General features: G+C 66.6%; 15 protein-coding genes. 4 read left to right on the top strand and 11 right to left on the bottom strand.

The features are described 5' to 3' along the window. Positions 1-14 precede the first annotated feature (14 nt). The 8 genes from KRR26_RS20085 to KRR26_RS20050 form a co-directional block, all read right to left on the bottom strand. On the bottom strand, positions 15-539 hold the full coding sequence (locus KRR26_RS20085; protein WP_217080573.1) for a hypothetical protein: 525 nt from the start codon (positions 537-539) through the stop codon (positions 15-17). 78 nt (positions 540-617) lie between these two features. Beyond that, positions 618-779, bottom strand: coding sequence for a hypothetical protein (locus tag KRR26_RS20080; RefSeq protein WP_217080572.1), 162 nt, complete (start codon positions 777-779; stop codon positions 618-620). A 624-nt stretch (positions 780-1403) separates the two neighbouring features. After that, positions 1404-1811, bottom strand: coding sequence for a hypothetical protein (locus KRR26_RS36910; RefSeq protein ID WP_236068852.1), 408 nt, complete (start codon positions 1809-1811; stop codon positions 1404-1406). Positions 1812-1958: 147 nt separating this feature from the next. Continuing rightward, positions 1959-4004, bottom strand: a complete 2046-nt coding sequence (locus KRR26_RS20070) for an ATP-binding protein (RefSeq protein WP_328707175.1) — start codon at positions 4002-4004, stop codon at positions 1959-1961. 173 nt (positions 4005-4177) lie between these two features. After that, positions 4178-5344, bottom strand: coding sequence for a hypothetical protein (locus KRR26_RS20065; protein WP_321202796.1), 1167 nt, complete (start codon positions 5342-5344; stop codon positions 4178-4180). Continuing rightward, on the bottom strand, positions 5331-6074 hold the full coding sequence (locus KRR26_RS20060) for an ImmA/IrrE family metallo-endopeptidase (protein WP_217080570.1): 744 nt from the start codon (positions 6072-6074) through the stop codon (positions 5331-5333). Before KRR26_RS20060 ends, KRR26_RS20065 begins: the two co-directional genes overlap by 14 nt. Further along, positions 6071-6454, bottom strand: coding sequence for a hypothetical protein (locus tag KRR26_RS20055; RefSeq protein ID WP_120209782.1), 384 nt, complete (start codon positions 6452-6454; stop codon positions 6071-6073). Before KRR26_RS20055 ends, KRR26_RS20060 begins: the two co-directional genes overlap by 4 nt. Beyond that, entirely contained in the window at positions 6441-7043 is a 603-nt protein-coding gene (locus tag KRR26_RS20050) for an RNA polymerase sigma factor (protein ID WP_120209781.1), read from the bottom strand. Before KRR26_RS20050 ends, KRR26_RS20055 begins: the two co-directional genes overlap by 14 nt. Before the next feature lie 290 nt (positions 7044-7333). Here KRR26_RS20050 and KRR26_RS20045 point away from each other — a divergent pair, with 290 nt between their 5' ends. From KRR26_RS20045 to KRR26_RS20030, 4 genes are all read left to right on the top strand, one after another. Beyond that, positions 7334-7993: a hypothetical protein gene (locus KRR26_RS20045; RefSeq protein ID WP_233577423.1), complete on the top strand. Its 660-nt coding sequence runs from the start codon at positions 7334-7336 to the stop codon at positions 7991-7993. Then, positions 7990-8415, top strand: coding sequence for a hypothetical protein (locus KRR26_RS20040; protein WP_217080569.1), 426 nt, complete (start codon positions 7990-7992; stop codon positions 8413-8415). Before KRR26_RS20045 ends, KRR26_RS20040 begins: the two co-directional genes overlap by 4 nt. A 256-nt stretch (positions 8416-8671) precedes the next feature. Next, the gene (locus KRR26_RS20035) at positions 8672-10012 is read left to right on the top strand and encodes a S41 family peptidase (protein ID WP_217080568.1); all 1341 of its coding nucleotides are present in this window, start codon (positions 8672-8674) and stop codon (positions 10010-10012) included. Between the two features lie 356 nt (positions 10013-10368). Further along, the gene (locus KRR26_RS20030) at positions 10369-11064 is read left to right on the top strand and encodes a leucine-rich repeat domain-containing protein (RefSeq protein ID WP_217080567.1); all 696 of its coding nucleotides are present in this window, start codon (positions 10369-10371) and stop codon (positions 11062-11064) included. Positions 11065-11389: 325 nt separating this feature from the next. Here the strand turns inward: KRR26_RS20030 and KRR26_RS20025 are convergent, their stop codons facing one another. From KRR26_RS20025 to KRR26_RS20015, 3 genes are all read right to left on the bottom strand, one after another. Next, complete coding sequence (locus KRR26_RS20025; protein WP_217080566.1) at positions 11390-13240, bottom strand: SBBP repeat-containing protein; 1851 nt, start codon at positions 13238-13240, stop codon at positions 11390-11392. 196 nt (positions 13241-13436) lie between these two features. Then, positions 13437-15041 carry a vWA domain-containing protein gene (locus tag KRR26_RS20020; RefSeq protein WP_147423067.1) on the bottom strand — a complete coding sequence of 535 codons (1605 nt, stop codon included), beginning with the start codon at positions 15039-15041 and terminating at the stop codon, positions 13437-13439. A 100-nt stretch (positions 15042-15141) separates the two neighbouring features. Beyond that, positions 15142-15630, bottom strand: coding sequence for an RNA polymerase sigma factor (locus KRR26_RS20015; RefSeq protein ID WP_120209775.1), 489 nt, complete (start codon positions 15628-15630; stop codon positions 15142-15144). Between the last annotated feature and the right edge of the window lie 130 nt (positions 15631-15760).

Here is a 15760-nt window from a genome sequence, read left to right as displayed (position 1 = left end):
GGGCCTTCTCGCTCTCAGGTCTTCTGCGCACACAGAGCCGAACGAGAGGTGCCCCTGCTCTTTCTTCCCGCTCGTCTCGCGCTTGCCCGCCCCTCAACCTGATCGCGAATCACGACCCTCGGTTTAGACGTCCACGTCGCCATGTGGCTCACCATCCACGTGTTCATCATGGTCCAGACCCGCCAGGGGGACTTGAACTCCATCCGCAAGAGGTGACAGAGGGCGCTGGCGTTCGCCCCCTCGATGCGCCCGCGCAGTGCGCCAGTGACTTCGCGGGACTTGGGCTCGGGGGGCTGATATCCGGACTCGAAGTAGCCCCGGGTGAAGGGCTCGAAGTACCACGCCGGCGAAGCGAGACCGAGCTGCTGAAACACCTGTTGATGACCATTCATCGCCGCGGTCGGCGTCGTGAAGAGGACCTCGCCGCCGTGCACCACGTGGCCGTCGTCCTTACGGACTCCCCCAAAGCAATCGACGTCGATGAACCCGAAGCGCTGTTGGGGAAAGCGCCGGCTGAACTCGAGGAGGTCCAGGTTCATCTGGTCGGAGTGCAGCCCTTCGTAGGCATCGTCCTCGTTCGCGAAGGGATACTTCTCCGGAGGTGCTTCGTAGTCCTCCTAAAGTTGCTGGAAGTCGCAGGCGACGATGAGTCCCTTGAACGGCGTCTCCAACCGGCGCCGCGCGGCGAACCGGAAGGAGGTCGCCGCCGCGTCGAGGATGGCATCGGCCTCTCGCGAGTCATGGCAGCGCGCCACGATGCAGGTCAGGGTGTAGCTCATTCCAGGGTTCAGGCCTCAGGACCCCAGTCCAGGCCAAGGCAGTGACTCCCCTCGGCGGCGGTGCACGAACCTGCGCACAGAATGTGACGGACGCTGGTGCGGAAGGCGGTGTGCGCTCGACCTCATGGCGCGGGCCACCCCCTGTGTGTCGCTGGAGCGCACGGGGTGAGAAAGCGCTTCCACCTGATGCTTGTCGCAGCAGCCTCGCGGACGAATTCATCCACGTGGGTGTTCATCACCCGCTCGCTGGCTGGTGTCGCGGGGGCCGCGTCCTTCTGGATATGTGTCAGGACATCCTGGCTTTGCCTACCGCGTAATGACGCTCTTCAGCCCCGTTCGTGTCTCGAACTCCTGGGTCAGTCGCGCCATCTCCGCCGAGTCTTCGCAGCCCAGGATGAATGAGAAGGTGGGCTGAGTTGGATGACGGTAGAGCAGCAGCGCGGCGTCTGCTCGGTCGTACAGTGAGCAGTGTTCGGCAGGCGGAATGCGTTTGAATCCCTGCTCCTCGGCCAGTGCCGTGACTCCGTCCGAACGGCAGAGGGCCGCGGCATCGGCATTTTCCGGTGAGGAGAACTTTCGCCGGAAGGGGAGCTGTGGCAGGCGAAGCTCCTTGAAGGCCTCGTATCAAAGGAATTCCTCTAGGCCTACGTACTGGGGAGTGCTTGCCTCTGGAGGATTGTTTTCTGCCAATACCCTGCGGACGACCATGCAATCGTCGGCTCCATGCGGACTCTTGCGATCAAGGAACCAATGTCGGCTGGAGAGTCCGTTATCTCCACCGAAGAGGATGTACCGGTCGTCTTTGAGCCAAGAGAGGGTGTAGGCGTTGAGTGCCCCCTCAATCGAGAGAGAGGCCTCGGCAAGCTCAACATCTCCCATGCTCGTTCCCATCGTCTCAAGAAAGCGACGGTAGGCACCTGGCAGCGAGCCCGCACGTCTCTCAAGAGTGGATATGTCATATTTGTCTGCCGGTTCAATTCTCTGAGAGAAGCCAGGGTGATACTTTTTGACGAGGTCAATGAAGTGTTTCATTGGGGGCCGGTCTAAGCGCAGGTTGTGTTGCAGTACATGGCGGGAAGTGACCTGCCTGGACTCTTCGGACCGCTGATTACGAGAGGGGCTCCGCGCACCGTCCTCGCTTGAGCCGGGCGCGCGGCGCGGGGGATGACTCGGCCTTGCTCAGTCCACGAGCAGCCGCTTCATGGGGGCGGGATCCACCGCGACCAGTAGTGGGCGGGTGAAGCTGCTGAACGAGACGAGGGCTTGACCTGGGGCCAGGCGAGACAGCTTGTTCCAAAGACTCTCGTCAATGCCACCCACGGTCTTCTTCAGCCGGGAGATGACGCCACTGTCAGTCATCTTGTGGATGACGAACTGGTTGATGAGTCCTAGCACCTCGTCCGGAAGATGCTGCGGGAGCTGCGTCACGAAGACGAGTCCCAGCCACCGCTTGCGACCGCGCTTGGCGATGTCGGCCACCTGCTCGAAGAGGTTCTTCATCTGCTTCGTCACGCGGCTGTGCGAGAGGAACTCGTGGGCTTCCTCGATGATGAGGAGCACGGGTGTGACAGGGGTGTCCTGGGCTTGAGAGCGCTCATAGCTCTCTTCTTGCGCATCTTGGACGCCGCGCAGCAGGTCCGCGATGACGAGGTTGTTGAGCTGGGGCGACTCCGTGTCGGACAAGTCGATGATGGACACCCGTCCGGCGTGAATCAGGGTGCTGTAGTTCACCCCGGCGTTGCCAGTGTCGAAGAGCCGCATGCGGCGCAGTCGGAAGAGCTTTCCCGCCAGCGCCTTCCAGCTGATTTCATTCCGGCTGGCCTGGGCCATGACCCGGGCCATGACCTTGCGCGAGTCGGTGCGGAACTCGCTGTAGAGCTGGAGGCCCTGCGCCCGCGCTGGGGCCTCTTCGACGGGATTGGCTGCGTCGTCCGCCTCGATGCCGTCCAGGAGTGCGCCTTGTCTGCGCGCCGCTCCGCGTGCTCGGGGCCGAGCCTCCGCGCGGCCTTCGTCGCTGAGGCTGTAGAGGTAGGCGCTGACCACGTCCAACAGGTGCTGGAGCGTCATGTGCGGATAGCCAGTCGTGTGTTCGTCCACGTCGAGCGCCATCCTCAAGTCATTGGGGTTCTTGGGGTTGGGGAAGATGCCGAAGTCCTCCAAGAGCAGCTTCGTGACGTCATATGCCCTGAGAAAGCGCTCCAACTGCGCCTCGGAGAGGTCGAGGATCTCCGCCACTGCGTACGGCGACAGGCGGGAGAACTGGAGCGAGAACGGGTGCAGGTTCCGATGCCGAGGGTTGCGACTCTTGCGCCCGTGCACGTGGTGGATGTGGAGGTCGCGCACCCCCTGGGGCGTCTGCCCTCGGCGACGCAGGGCTTCCTTCATCGCGGGGTGATCCGCGGGCTCATCCACGCGCGTGTACTCGCCCTCCACATCGAACACGATGGTTGCGATGCCAGCAGCCTGGGCCCGGTGGATGAGTGTGGCCACGGTGGTGGACTTGCCGCCGCCTGTCGTCCCGAGGATGCCGGTGTGTCGCGGCAGCAGTGCCTTGTCCCGGGGATTCACGCGGGCCTCCATCCGCTCGTAGCCCACCACGCGCCCCAGACACAGGTCGCCCCCCACGCCGAGCACGCGGGCGCTCTCCGCTTCGTCGAGCAGGAACACAGGACTCTGCGGTTGCGGACGGAAGCGTGGCGGCTCGAGCGCGCCGTCAACCTCCTCGCCTAACAGCTCCACCTCCGCGCGGCCGTGGAAGTCGAAGGTGTAGGCCAGCTTCTTTCCCTGCGTCACCACGCCCACCGCCATGCTCGAATTGGCAGGGACTGCGTTGGGTTCCGCGAAGGGACCCCTCACGACGATCCCCAGATACGTCCGGCCATCGGCCCGCGATTGGATTCGCACGAGCGATTGCGATGCGAGTTTCGGGACGTCCTCGCGGGTGATGAGGAGCGTGATGTGGTTGTCCTCGCTCCCCGAGGTGTCGAAGTGCGTGAAGGCCACGGCATGCTCCACCTCGGGGTCGAGTCGCGCAGCCTCCTGGGCCTGCTCCTTCACCTCCAGGAGCGCTTGGAGGGCCTCGGGCGGCGTGGGTCGGACGAGGGGCGCACGCGCCGTGGGCGTGCGGACATTCGGACGAGGCGGAGGCTCCTGGACGGGTGGGGGAGGCCGGGCCGGCTCTCCGCGCGGGCCGCCCGCTCCGGAGGGGAAGGGCGCCCGACTCACTGTCGCGGTCGAGGTCCGGGGCGCGGACCTCGCTGCGCCATAAGGACTGGGCCCCTCGTCCACGGGGGATGCGCGCATCGCGCCACCGCGTGCCATGGGAACCCCCGGGCCTGGTGATGTCTTTCCCTCATCCGCCATGACGTTGCCCCCCTGATGACTGCGTGAACTGATGACTACCGGCGCCGCGAGGGCGCGTGGAGATACCGCAGGCTCGCGCCCGCCTGCGCATAGGCGTCCTGCACGAGTCCGAGGAACCCGTCTTCGCCAAAGACAGACCGACAGGTCGCCGCCGCGACGCCCAGCAACATCGGGAGTCCGCGCTCGGGGTACAGGTGGCTGTCCGCCATGGCGACGCGCACCGCGAGGTGCACATGGTCGCGATGCGCATAGAAGAGTCGCGGCGCCGCGCGAGTCGAGACGCGATACACGCCTCGCAGGATGAGCGGGCAGCAGTCCTGGACGAAGCGGCGCGCTCGGGGGCTGTTCTGGTTCCGGAACTCCCACTCATCGACGTACTGGTGGCACTCGCGCTCCAGCGTCTCCAGCACCAGGTACTCGCGCGAATCGAGCGCGTGCCCGAGCGTGAGCAGCCCGCGCTCCTCGAGGTCGTCCGAGATGAAGACGAACTTCGGATGCTCCGTCACCAGCCTGCGCAGCACGTCGAGCGACGCGTGCAGCAGGCTGTGATAGCCCGCGCCGGTCACCAGCTCCCGCGTGCAGGGATTGCCCACCCCCATGCGCCACTCCGCCTCGGCACGGTGCACCAGCAGGGCGCGCTCCGCATAGGGGCGGATGCAGCGGCGCGCGAGCTTCGACAAACTGTCCCGTTCCCCATAGGGGCTGTTCTGTCTCCGCTCGATGAAGTCGCACGCTTCCTGAAAGGCATTGGCGTGCGTGTCCGCCACCTCGCGCCGGAACAGCCGCTGCGAGAGCGAGCCCGAGGTGCCGCCATAGTTCGCGATGACGAGCCCCAACTGGGTGATGCCCAGGGACAGGTTGTCGTGGGACACCGCGCTGCCGCACACGGCGTCCACGTTGCCGCGAAAGAGCAGGCCCTGCTGGATGTCCGTGAGCTCCTCTTCCGTGCATTGGTACAGCCCCGCCTCGGGCGGGCCTCCGGGGCGGCCTTGCATGCGTGGGAGCAGCTCGCGGCGGACCAACTCGCGCAGGTAGTCCTCCTTGTTGACCGCCTGGGTGACCTCCTTGCGGAAGCTCTGGATGACAGGTCCCAAGTCCATGTCCTGGGACCAGGACTCCAGGTCGAGCAGGCTCGCGAGGTCCGCGCCGAAGGCCTTGCGAAAGTCGTCGTCACCTTCGTCGAGAACGTCAGGGTCGGTCATGGTCATCCTCCGTCCCGTTCAGGAACTCCGCCATGGAGAATCGCGGCGCGTGGAGGCTCGGGCGGAGGAGGCACGCGTAGCGCTCGGCCGCTTCGCGCGGAAGTCCGAAGGTCTGCGTGAGCTTCGCCACGCCTTCGTCCGCGGACGTTCCGTTGACGACGTCGAGGGCTCGGTTCGCGGGCGCTAGGAGCTCGAACGCCAACTGGTCCGCGCGCCGCTCGGCCTTCCGGATGTGACCCTGGAGGATTTCTCCCTGCGCGCCTCGCTCCAGGAGATCGAGCTGCGGACTCAGCGGGGTGTGGTCAATCATCGCGGAGACACTTTCCGCGGGCGTGGGTGGGCGCTGGTCGTCGAGGACGGCGTGGATGCCCGGGCCGAACCGGCGCGCCGCGCGAGCGCGGGGCAGCCGCTGTTCGAGGACGAAGTGTGCCAGCTCATGCGCCACGGTGAAGCGCCGCTCGTCCTCGGCGTCATCGAGGTCGTGGAAGAGGATGCCCGCGCCCCGATGCGACACCATGAGTCCATGCACCTTGCGCGACGTGCTGCCCACGGGGCAGTTCAACCCCCGCCGCGCGAGCCATTGCTCGATGCCCGCGACGGTGAGTCCGCGCAGCCCCACGAAGGTGATGGGGAGAACATGGGGCGCCTCGAGCATCAGGTCTCGTGGGAAGGTCTTGGGGGGAATCAGGCCACTGACCGCGACGGCTTGCTTCAGCCAGGATTCGCTCATGGGTCGTCCGGGTCGTCTTGCGTGCGGTCTCGGGCCGCCATCTGGAGCGAGGAGGCGTCGCGGCGCGACGCGTCGCCGCTTCCTCCTCGAGAACCCAGAGCATTCATCACCTGGACGTGCCGAAGCACCCGGATGAGCGCCGAGAGATCCACTGCAAAACGTTTGGCGATGCGGGAGGCATCGTCGGCGAAGGCCTTGCCCTCGGGGCAGCGGCACAATGCCAGCCATTGGAGCGTCTCGCGGGAGCACCCCAGCTCCGCTTGAAGCGCCTCCTCGGTGCACTGCTCCACTCGGCGGTAGTTCGCGAGCACGCGGCCGAGCGCCCAGGGTTGGGTTTCGCTGCGCCGCGCGGCGTCCGCCAGCCAGTCAGGATTCGTCATCGCGGTCCTCTCTTCCCAGGCGTGCCACCCGCTTCATGACCCGGTCGCGGTGGCGTTTGACCTCCCGCCGCCGCTCATGTTCCGGACCGAGTGGAAGCCGCAGCACCACCGCCATCTCCTGGGTGGAGCTTTCCCCCTGGAGAACGTCGCGCAGGAGCGCCCAATCCCTCTCGGGCATCCGAGGCGGCGCGAGTCTGGTCACGGCCTGGCTGGCTTCCACATAGCGCTCCATCAGGTCATTCGGAGCCCGGGCCTGGAGTTCGACGACGTTCGCGAATTTGAGTTCGCGCTGACCTCGCGCCGTCTCCTTGCGCCACCGGTCCACGGCCTTCTTGAGAGCCGCCTGGGTCAGGTACGCACCCAGGGATGTGCCGCGGCTGGCATCGAAGTGTTCAGGGGCGGCCAGATAGGACATCAGTGCGTCGATGGTGGAGTCGTGGGCGTCATCGGCCGAGCAGGACAGGCGGCGCTCCAGGGCCTTGCGAATCGGGTCCATGAAGGACTGGAGGACGTCCACGGTGGCCACGGGGTCTCGTTGGAGCATGCGCTCGTGAAGGAGGCTTGCCACCGTCCGTGACGGGTATCTCATCGCCACTCCTCGCCAGGTTCACCCGCCCGCGCGTGGGCGGGATGTGTCTGGAGTGCTCCTTCGTGGCGGACTCGCGGAGTTCGACATGGGCGTCTTGCGGGCATGTACCCGGCAGGTTGCGGGGGAACGGCTCGCGTGTCTGTCCCTCTCGGTGGGTAGCCCCCCAGGGCAGGTCGCGTGCGGCATACCACTCGCCTGGGAAAGACAGACGCGACGCGCCCGTGCACTGTTGTCACCCAGCACCGGTGAACTCACGGGTGCCGGGAAGCCATTTCGCAGTGGGGGAGCCGATGAGATTCGTGTCGTGGTTGAGCTGGCTGGTCGCCTTCACGCTGCTGGGGGCGTGCGGCAGCTACTCGTATCTTCGGGAGGGCAGGGGCACCTACTACGGCACGGAGGAGCGCAACGGCGGAGAGGTCACCTGGGTGCGGGGGCCATGGCCCGCCATCCACTCGTCCCTGAAGGCGGATGACATCATCGATCAGCTCTGTGCGCCGCTCATGGAGATGCCGGCCGCGGCGCCGGCTCGGGGGGAGTATGGCCAGGAGTACTGTGGCGTCATCTACTCGCAGGAGGGTGCGTACTATGCTTCCTGGCCTGCGGCCATCGAGAGTCTGCGCGTCAGTCAGGAGAACAAGGACTTCAAAGACTGCCGGCTTCCGTATCGGGTGGTGGACGAACGTGGCCGGACGGCCATTCTCGCGGATTACCACACGCATCCCTGGAGGTACTCGCGGATGTCGCTCCAGGACCGCTGGCAGTCACATCAGCGATACTCTTTCCGCATCCAGATGGATCCCACCTGCACGGTTCAGATGTACATCCCCCATATTGGCGAGTCGCGTCCCGGAGAGGTCTACGTGCGGCAGGGGCATCGTTGGCAGCTCATCGGTCAGGTCAAGGACAAGATGAATGGCGTCATCTTGTCGGTGCCGGGGGGCACTCCATGAGGCGGTCAGCCTTGCTGGCGTTGTCGCTCATTGCATTGACGGGGTGCTCGCTCTTTCAGCGCTCGAAGCGTCCCCCCCATGCGCCGCCCGAGGAGGCCCAGAAGTTCGTGTTCCCGACCCTCACGTTTCAGGAGGGGAGAACGACGCTCCTGGGGGGCGATGTGGCCACGGCCATTCAGCTCGCGATGGATGACTACCTTCCGCTGGATCGCAAGCCTCTGAAGAACACAACCCCGATGGAGGACTGCCTCCTCCGGCGCGACATCTACCAGGTGGCTGTCGAGCCGCTGCCGGACGGCATCATCCTGGTGGGCATCTACGCGCGCACCGAACTCTGCGACCCGAATGATCTCTCCAATGACGTGGGAGGGCTCTACGCCGTTGATCCGAAGCGCGGCCTCATCATCGCGGAGCAGCGGTAGCGCGAATGCCCTGCGTTGCGATCGTCCAACCTGGCGAACCCTCGACTTCTGGCTCGCGGACCATTGGGACCGCTCCCTTGGACGGGCGTCCGGACCGGGTGGTTACCTCCTCGGCGGTCTCGGGCCTGCGGGTCGATCCCGCTCGCGTGGGAGAGGCTCGTGTCTTCCTCCCGGGCCGCGGCCTCGCGCGGCATGAGTAGCAGTGCGCGGCGACGTCGGTGTTGAAGCCTGACAACTCGCTGGCTTCGAGGTGCCGATGTCTCGCTACCCCGTGGTTCTTCCCCTGGCATTGCTCTGTCTGTCTCTCGCGTGCGGCAAGGATGAACCGGAGGGCGGTGAGCACCCCGCATCCGATGACACCCTGGAGGGGACGTGGCGCACGGATGGGTATGGCCTCGCGGTCCGTGTCCAGGGGAGACAGGTGGAACTCTTCGAGATCACCTCCGCGAGCTGTCTGCCGTGGATCTCGGGAGCGCTGGTGGACGGGACTCTTCCGGACGCGGGCTTCCACTTCCGCGTCGCGGACCACCAACTGCTCATCGAGGATCCGGGCACGGTCCACGTCACCGGACAGCGCGCGCCATTGCCCGAGGCCTGTTCGCAGCCGGTGGCACAGCCGAATGATCCAGTGCTCAACTTTGAGATCTTCTGGCGCACCTTCGCCGAGCAGTACGCCCTGTTCGACCTGTATGGCGTGGACTGGCAAGCGCGCTACACGCAGTTCCGGCCGCGTGTGACGGCCACGACGACGGATGCCGAGTTGTTCGCGCTCCTGTCCGAGCTGCTCGCGCCGCTCACCGACGGCCACATCCGCCTCGTCGCGGGAGACGAGGTGTACAATCCCAAGTCGCTCCCCGCGGACTTCGAGGACCACTTCTCCGACATTGGCCCGTACGTCCTGTCCCACTATCTGGGCGGCCCCGGCGTGACGACGGCGGCGGAGAACCGCGTGGCGTGGCAATCCCTCAACGAGCGCGTCGGGTACATCTTCTTGGGGCGGATGGAGAAGTTCACCGGCGATCCGGAGAGCGGTGTCGCGGCGGAGGTCGCCGCGGCGGGACACGCGTTGGACACGGCGTTGGCCGCGCTCTCCACCAAGCAAGCCCTCCTCGTCGACGTGCGCTTCAACCCCGGTGGATACGATGCCGTGTCGCTGGCCCTCGCGGGCCGCTTCACCGACGTGGAACGGACCGGCTTCTACAAGAAGACGCGCACCCTGACGGGCTTCACCCCGCAACGGGAGTTCCGCTTCGCTCCCGCGGGGGCTCGGCAATTCACCCGGCCCATCTACCTGCTGACCAGCGGCGTGACCGCCAGCGCCGCGGAGAACTTCACGATGGCGATGCGAGGGCTGCCCAACGTCACCGTGATGGGCGAGCGTACGATGGGCGCGCTGTCCGACGTGCCCACGCGGCACCTGCCCAATGGCTGGGAGTTCGGGCTCTCCGTCGAGCTGTACACCGCGCCGGATCAGCAGATCTACGAACGTGTGGGCATCCCGCCAGGCGTGGAGGTCCCCTTCGACGGCGCAGGCTTCGGGCAGGGCACCGACCGCATCTTCCAGGCCGCCCTGCAGCGAGCGAACGCGGGCGGGTGATGCAGCCGCGAGGACTCGCTGGACGGCGCACCGCGCCGTGCCGTGCGTCGTCCGACGTCACGACGTGGGGCGATCCCGGGTTGCATCGAGCAGGGCCGGCCCCTAGTAATCCGCGTCAACAGCCCAGGCGCCCCATGTCCGATGACCCGTCACTGCAAGTCCTTGTCGCGAAGCACCCGGAGCAGGCCCACGAAGCGGACCTCCTATCCCTCCACGCGCTTCTCGCTCTCGAGCCGGAGCGGGCGCAGGCGCTGGTGGAGCAGGGCCTTCGTGAGCGCCCGGAGCGTGCTGCCCTGCATTTCAGGTTGGCACTTCTTCATGAGCGTCAAGGCCACCGCGACAAGACCCTCGCCGCCTTGCGAGATGCCGTCGCGCGTGAACCGAGCCTGTTGGAGGCCGCCGCAACGCAGTTCGCGGAGTTCGACCGACTCTTCCTTCACGAGATCGGCCTGGAGGTCCTGCCCGAGGCCATTGGGGGCTTCACTCGTCTGAAGACACTGGACCTGGGGCACAATCGGATCAACGCGTTGCCGGACAGCATTGGCGCGCTGCGCGAGCTCGAGGTCCTCTACGTCCATGAGAACCGCCTCACCCAGCTTCCCGATTCGCTCGGCGAACTCACCGCGTTGACGTACCTGAATGCCGGTGAGAATCCGTTGACCCAACTGCCGGAGGCCATTGGACGGATGCGCAGCCTCATTGAGCTGCGCCTGCTCCATGCGGGGCTCAAGGAACTCCCCGCGGCCATTGGAGGGCTCGCGTCCCTTCGTGAGCTGCACCTGCGCGGCAACCCCCTGACCGCGCTCCCCGAGGCAATCGGCGAGCTGAGCGAGCTTCGCCACCTCGACCTGCGGGAGAATCGCCTCACCGCGCTTCCCGACGCCATGGCACGACTGCCTCGGCTTCGTTGCCTCGACTTGCGCGCCAATCCACTCCAGCGCCTGCCGCCCGGGCTGGCCGAGCTGCCCGCCCTCGAGAAGCTGGACCTGCGTTGGACGGGGCTGGCCCCTCCCCCCGGGCTCCGGGAGCGCGGCTGCGTGGTGCTTTCCTAGGGCGTGCTGGCTCATCGACCTCGAGGGATCGCGCGCCGACGCCACTGGCCACGACCAGAAGGCGACGTGCTCGTCGCTGCCTCTCTTGAGGAGACAGCCAGGAGGAGTCGTGAGGTGGTGGGGGCAGGTCAATGCCTGCGAGCGCGCGCGACAGGCGCACGCTGTCTCGGGGCCCAGCGCGAACGCCGGGACCCGAGCCGCGGCCAGAGGTTTCGACGATGGGGAAGAAGCTCAGGGGTTGGTCTGTGATGAACCCATTCCAAGCCGGGACCGGCGTGAAACAGGCGGCACACCTCCACCCGAAATGTGCCGTCTGATCTCGCGACTACCGGGGGGAAAGCTTCGTCACGAACGCGTCGGGGCGGCCCTTGAGCGTGTTTCCGTCAAAGTCGCCATACAGGAAGCCGCCCAGATAAGGGCTGCCCGCTGCGTCGACCGTGAGGCCGTAGGGCTGGATGTCGGTGAATGCTCCGTTGATGGTGGGCGGAGGCTGCTGCACCACCCACTTCAAGCTGGCGTTGAAGTCGAGCTTGGCGACGAAGTTGTGGATCCTGCCGCCGCTGGTGTCATCGGGCCGCGCCACGTCCGCGACCCCTCCACCGCTCACGTAGATGCCGTCCGCGCTGGCGAAGATTCCCGTCGCGGCGGAGGCCGAGCCTGACTTCAGCTCCCAGACCCACAGCTTGACGCCGGCGGGCGAGTACTTCGCGACAAAGGCGACGTTTCGGTCCGGGTTCACAGGAAGGGGAACGCCATCCATCCCGCCCATGCTGCTACCCGTGAGATAGATGTTCCCACTCGCATCGGTGGTGGTGTCCCAGGCCGTCGCGCCGCCCGATGTCGTCCCTGTTTGACGGGTCCACTGCTTCACCCCGTTGGTATCGAACTTGGTGACGAAGGCGTCGCTGGGGCCTGTCTTCGAGTTGCCGTCCAGCGCGCCGGTCGTCCAGCCCGAGATAAAGACATTGCCCGAGCTGTCGGTGCTGGCCCTCCGGGCTTCGGTTCGCGCATCCGTCGCGCCGACCGTCCGCGTCCACAGGCGATTGCCCGCGCTGTCGTACTTGCTCACGAACGCGTCGTGCAACCCGATGCGCGTGTTGCCGTCCAGGCTGCCCCAGGTGCTGCCCGCGAGGAATGCGTTGTCCACGCCATCCACGGCCACGCCATAGGCGCCCGTGTCACCGCTCGTCGTGCCCAGCAGGCGGGTCCACTGGCGCACGCCGGTGTCGCTGTACTTCGTGAGGAACGACTCATAGCTTCCCATCTGAGGGGCGCCATCCAACGGACCATGCATCGCGCCCGCGGCGAGCACCTGACCGGAGGTCTTGGTCGTCGCGATGGCGTACGGCCACACCTGTGACGTGGGCGAGCCGAACTGCCTGGACCAGAGGACGGTCCCGCTTGAGTCCCGCGCGATGATGAACCCATCGGTGGGGCCAGTCGCGGTGGGCGTGCCCTCCAGTCCCACATTGGTGAAGCCCGTGAGGTAGGTGCGTCCGGCAGGTGTCCCTGCGATGCCATAGGCCAGGGGCTCGCCGTGGGCTCCTCCTGACGTCCTCGTCCAGACGGTGACGGGCTCCTCGCAGCTCATCAGCTCGAGTGCCCCGATGGAGACGACCACGTTGCCCGTGCGGGGGTCGTTGTCATCCGTGACGTTCAGCCGGTACTTCACGAAGCTGCCCGGCGTGGCCACGTCGAACTCCCGGCGCTGGGCCTGTGCGCTGGGCCAGCCCGTCTGGTTGGTGCGCGTGTCCACCACCACCCAGGCCGAGCCGGTCCACCCCTCCAGCGTCCAGTCCTTGGGGGCGCGAGTGACGAGGTCGCCGTTGGAGTAGGTGATTGCGTACCGGCGCACGGTCCTGGCGCCGTCGGTGAACTGGTAGGCGAGCCAGGCGGGCGTCTGCCCTTGTGGGGAGAGCCAGAAGGAATAATTGCCGTCGAAGGCCTTCCAGGCGTCGTAGGTCGAGTTGAAGCTGCCGGAGGCGCTGGCGATGCCGGACGGAGTCGTCGCGGAGGTCATCACCGGGATGAGGTTGGTGCAGGTCAGTGCCTGCGATTGAGAGCCAGACGTTTCCGCCTGGGAGTCAGGGAGATTCTCTCCCTGGCAGCCGGCGAGCAGGCCCAGGGCGAGGACCCCGGTCCACATGCGCCGCTGCATGGCCTTCCACTGCATCATGGTGTCGCTCCCTGCGAGCGCGCGACATGCGCACGACGTCTCGGGGCCGCGCGTGAGCGCCGCCTCCCGAGTCGTCGGCAGGGATACCGGGGCGGAGGTGCACGAGGCGCGGGATGTGACGAAACCCTCCACGCCCGGGACGAACCGGTTCCAGAGAAGGACCGGCGCATCCCGGGCGGGAGTCATCAGGCCCGCATCACGGCGCCGCGACGTCCGTGATGACGTAGCTCACGGTCCCGCTGCACGCCGTGGTCGAGTAGCAGCCGACGCGAATCTCCGCGTCGCCCCAGATGGTGTCGGCGACGTTGTAGACGAGGTTGGAGAGGCTGCCTCCGCAGGCGTCGTCGTTCAGCGCCACCTGCGCGGGGGGCGTGGCCGGATCGAAGAGGCGCAGGATGGTGTCGCCCGTGCCGCTCGCGCCCGTCAGGCCGCAGGTGCCCACCTGCACGCGCTGGCCCGGCCGCACGTAGATCTTCGCGTTGGCGGTGTTCGCGGTGCCGCCATTGGTGTTGCTCACGTTGAACGTGAACGACGAGCCGATGGTGTACGCCACCGTGCCGCCGCAGGGGTTGTTGGCGAAGCAACCCACGCGCACCTGATACGTGCCCGTCGTGGGCGCGACGTAGGTGATCTTCGACAGCAGGCCGCAGCCGTCATCGTTCAGGGCCACCTGCGCGCCGCCCGGGGCGAACAGGCGCATGGTCGTATCGCCCGTGCCCGTGGCGCCGTTGACGCCGCACGTGCCCACGTTGAGCGTCTCGCCCTGGCGCAGGTAGATGGACGTGTTGGCAGTGTTGACCGTGCCGCCGCTGGTGCCCTGCACGTTGAAGGCGAAGAGGTTGCCTCGCGTGCCCGCGAAGGGCGCCGGGCAGGCACCCGCGGCGCAGGGATAGGCCGCGTTCGTGTCCTTGGCCCGGCGATACTCACCCCCGGAGATGGTGGCGAGCGACGAGAAGAGCTTGTCCTCGCAGAGGATGGCACTGGTGCACCCGGTCGCCGCGGCGGACGGCGCGTCATTCGTGGGCAGGAGGGTGAGGACCGACGAGCCCGTCCAATAGGCCGTGTCCATCTTCACCAGGGACGACGTGGCCTTGGCGTAGACCTTGTACTGCCACGAGGCGGGGTCGGTGACCGGATCTCCCCACGTGCCACTGCAGACGCCGGTGCTCGCGTTCTCCTCGCCATCCGTAGCGATGTACATCGTGGTGGAGTTCCCCGCGTCCTGGCTGGAAACGTAATCGATGGCGAAGCACATGGCGTCCGCCAGGGGCGTGAGGCCAGAGCAGGTCTCGTCCCCCAGCGCTTCCAACGCGGCCTTGGCCGTGGCCTTGTCCACGAAACCGACGGTGAGCTTGCTGACGAGCGAGCCCGCGAAGCTGACCACCGCGACGCGGGTGCGGTTGCCACCAGTCGGATCGAAGATCTTCTCCAGCTCGATCAGGGACTGCTTCTTCGCGTCCTTGCAGCGGCTGTTGCCCGTGGCGCTCCGGATGGCCGTCATCGAGCCCGAGCGATCGATGAGCAGGAGACCGTAGCGCTCCGGGCCCACGGACTTCACGTCGCCATCCGCGGAGGCCTTCGCATCAGGTGCCTGGATGAACCGGACGAGCGGGCGCTCCCCCTTGGGGCTCACGTCCGCGAGCGCCACGGCGTTCAACGCCTGCGCCTCCAACGCCTGGGCCTCCATCGCCACGTCAGGAGCGGCGGGGCGCGTCAGCGCCTGCTCGGACTCGGGGCCACAGGCGGCAAACATGGGAACGGCGAGCACGGACAGCACCAACCGCAGCAGCGTTCTTTTCACGTGCACTCCTCGGGACCTCTGGGTGGACTGCGGTGGAGGGATCGACCGAGGCCCGAGCAATGGGAAGATTATTTCTATCAATTCATGAATTTCAGCTTAGTTAAGTTTTGCCGTCGAGGCGCACGCTGCGCTTCCGGGCCCGGTCCACGAAGCGTCGGAGTTGGTGGCGGACGGTTTTGGAAGACAGACCCAGGTGCGTGGCGACCTCGGTGATGCTGTGCCCGTCCACGAAGTGGAGCACGGCTGCGGAGAGGGTTTGGGGAGATTCGCCGTGCAGCAGCAGGGCGAGGTCCTTGGCGGCCTCGGCGCGCCGCATGTCCCCGGGATGCGAGGGCTCGGTGTAGGGCTGACCATCTCGCCACCGGCCGCGTTGGCGCAGGCGATCAATGGCCAGACAGGTCGCCATCTGGTGGAGGAGGGAAGGGTTCGCGGGATGGCTTCGCAGGCGCCCCCATTGCTCCACCATCGAGGCGAAGGCGTCGTGGGTGACGTCGCGCGCCTCCTCGGCGTTTCCGAGGAGGAGCAACGCCCTCCGGTACACGGACGCGCCGAAGCGGCCGTACAAGTCGGTCAACTCCATGCCCTGCATGGGCTGCTCCCCCTCAATCCAAGACGAGTGCCGACGGGAAAGGCGTCAGGCCCGCGCTCGCGAAGCCAAACGGACCCTATCGCGAGTCTTCGCGCTAAATATTGTCAGACTCCCCTGACGCGCTCGCCGG

The organism is Citreicoccus inhibens (assembly GCF_019039035.1).
GTDB classification, from domain to species: Bacteria; Myxococcota; Myxococcia; order Myxococcales; family Myxococcaceae; genus Citreicoccus; species Citreicoccus inhibens.
Note: the sequence above shows the minus strand (reverse complement) of the source record. Positions and strands in the feature narration are given on the sequence as shown.

Bases quoted from the DNA above. Each gene is read 5' to 3' on its own strand.
- KRR26_RS20045 (WP_233577423.1), top strand. From the start codon at position 7,334: ATGAGATTCGTGTCGTGGTTGAGCTGGCTGGTCGCCTTCACGCTGCTG.
- KRR26_RS20060 (WP_217080570.1), bottom strand. From the start codon at position 6,074: ATGAGCGAATCCTGGCTGAAGCAAGCCGTCGCGGTCAGTGGCCTGATT.
- KRR26_RS20080 (WP_217080572.1), bottom strand. From the start codon at position 779: ATGAGCTACACCCTGACCTGCATCGTGGCGCGCTGCCATGACTCGCGA.
- KRR26_RS20065 (WP_321202796.1), bottom strand. From the start codon at position 5,344: ATGACCGACCCTGACGTTCTCGACGAAGGTGACGACGACTTTCGCAAG.
- KRR26_RS20015 (WP_120209775.1), bottom strand. From the start codon at position 15,630: ATGCAGGGCATGGAGTTGACCGACTTGTACGGCCGCTTCGGCGCGTCC.
- KRR26_RS36910 (WP_236068852.1), bottom strand. From the start codon at position 1,811: ATGAAACACTTCATTGACCTCGTCAAAAAGTATCACCCTGGCTTCTCT.
- KRR26_RS20040 (WP_217080569.1), top strand. From the start codon at position 7,990: ATGAGGCGGTCAGCCTTGCTGGCGTTGTCGCTCATTGCATTGACGGGG.
- KRR26_RS20025 (WP_217080566.1), bottom strand. From the start codon at position 13,240: ATGATGCAGTGGAAGGCCATGCAGCGGCGCATGTGGACCGGGGTCCTC.
- KRR26_RS20035 (WP_217080568.1), top strand. From the start codon at position 8,672: ATGTCTCGCTACCCCGTGGTTCTTCCCCTGGCATTGCTCTGTCTGTCT.
- KRR26_RS20085 (WP_217080573.1), bottom strand. From the start codon at position 539: ATGAACCTGGACCTCCTCGAGTTCAGCCGGCGCTTTCCCCAACAGCGC.
- KRR26_RS20055 (WP_120209782.1), bottom strand. From the start codon at position 6,454: ATGACGAATCCTGACTGGCTGGCGGACGCCGCGCGGCGCAGCGAAACC.
- KRR26_RS20050 (WP_120209781.1), bottom strand. From the start codon at position 7,043: ATGAGATACCCGTCACGGACGGTGGCAAGCCTCCTTCACGAGCGCATG.